The sequence below is a fragment of the Burkholderia sp. HMSC10F09 genome (assembly GCF_001806955.1).
GTDB classification, from domain to species: domain Bacteria; phylum Pseudomonadota; class Gammaproteobacteria; order Burkholderiales; family Burkholderiaceae; genus Burkholderia; species Burkholderia multivorans.
Genome location: NZ_KV786876.1, coordinates 1 through 1413, shown reverse-complemented (window position 1 = coordinate 1413; position 1413 = coordinate 1). Strand labels below are relative to the sequence as shown.

At 61.4% G+C, this 1413-nt stretch carries 1 protein-coding gene and 2 pseudogenes; 2 read left to right on the top strand and 1 reads right to left on the bottom strand.

Features of this window, described 5'->3' with window-relative positions:
* A pseudogene (locus tag HMPREF3115_RS33100) lies at positions 1 to 115 on the top strand (LysR family transcriptional regulator); the annotation flags it as partial.
* Between the two features lie 767 nt (positions 116 to 882).
* On the opposite strand, the gene HMPREF3115_RS24500 reads toward HMPREF3115_RS33100, so the two are convergent.
* On the bottom strand, positions 883 to 1125 hold the full coding sequence (locus HMPREF3115_RS24500; protein WP_035488294.1) for an autotransporter outer membrane beta-barrel domain-containing protein: 243 nt from the start codon (positions 1123 to 1125) through the stop codon (positions 883 to 885).
* A 59-nt stretch (positions 1126 to 1184) separates the two neighbouring features.
* Between HMPREF3115_RS24500 and HMPREF3115_RS24495 the strand changes: the two are divergent.
* Positions 1185 to 1373 (top strand): annotated as a pseudogene (locus HMPREF3115_RS24495) (DUF159 family protein); the annotation flags it as partial.
* Between the last annotated feature and the right edge of the window lie 40 nt (positions 1374 to 1413).

Sequence of the window (1413 nt, the reverse complement as noted above, 5' to 3'; positions counted from 1 at the left end):
CGAAGCCGCAACGGACGGCTTGCCGCTCAGTCTGATATGGCCGGTCGCGCGGCAGTTGACGCCGAAGATCCATGTGCTGGTGCAGAAGCTTGAGGCCCATCTGCATACTGGATGAATAAGATCGTCCCATTTCTCACTCGAACCTCTAGCTCAATTGAGCGCGATCACCCCGGGCCGCAGCGCTGCTCCAGACCCACGCGGCGTCACGCCGGTTGTCGAGCCGACGGACCTTCTCGTTCGGTAACGGTCGATCCCCGAAAGAGTAGCGTAGGTCTGAGCGTAGGTTTGTGCTCCGGGCCTTATTGGGCAGGGTGAAGGTACTGCTGCATCATTGGCGTGTGGTTGGCGATGGCGTCGGGAGACAGCGTGGTCATAGGTCAGGCCGAAAGTTGCTTTGGTTGCCGAGTTTACCAGTGCGGTCGAATGTGGAGCCGAAGTTGGCCGATTGGCAGATGAAGGGTTCGTGCGCGGCAGGCGTCGCATAAGCGACACGACGCCCGCCTAGGGTAGTGCTTCGGTCGGAAGCTTATCGACCGGAGCCCCTCTCTATCTGCTTGCCGACTTGTTCGGCCGGGCTGACGAAGCGGCGGGAGAAGTGCCGGGATTTGCTGATGACCGGATATCGCCGTCCAGCAGTGTGAGAGAAGTTGCGACGCGTTGACGGGCAACGCGCGATCCGACCGGCCGCGGTAGCGCGGCACTGGGGCCGACTGACCACAAGAGAAACAGGGCGACTGGTGCGCGCGGCAACATGCGGCCCGGTTGCCTTGGCACTATCCGCGCCAGTAAATCGAAGACTTCACGAAGCGGTGCGAATGATGGCTTGGAACGATGGCGCTCAGTACATCGCGAGCGAGCTGACGTCAAGCTTCGTTCACCACTTCATCCTTGCGCCGACGGTGCCCTGATAGCCGTAGCTGTGTCCAGGATTGGTAAGACTCGTTTGGCGAGAAGCTCGCCGTACAGCGCGTAGCGCCCATCCTTCCAGTTCACCGAGCCACCGACACCGAGGCCACCCCACAAGGGGTCGCCCCTTGCCGACAACGGCACGCCGCCGACGTCGACGCGCGTGTTGCCCATGAACTCGTAGTACAGGTTGGCGATGGCGTAGAAGTTACCGCGCACGGCATGACTGCCCCGATTGTTCCAGACGTCGCTGTGATTGAGCGAGACGCCGAGACATTGTGAACGCCGACGAGTACGCGATCATGAAGCACATGCACAGGGCCGGCGACGAGAAGCGCTCCGTCCTGATCCTGCACCCTGACAACTGGGAGGAATGGCTCACGACGCCAAACATCGAGGCTGCGCGCGCGATGCTGCAGCTCTATTCGGTCGAGGACATGGCGGCCGTGCCGGCGATGCAGGAGTGACCGTATCCTCCGGGGCCTGTCAGGAATTTTGTGTTTAAGG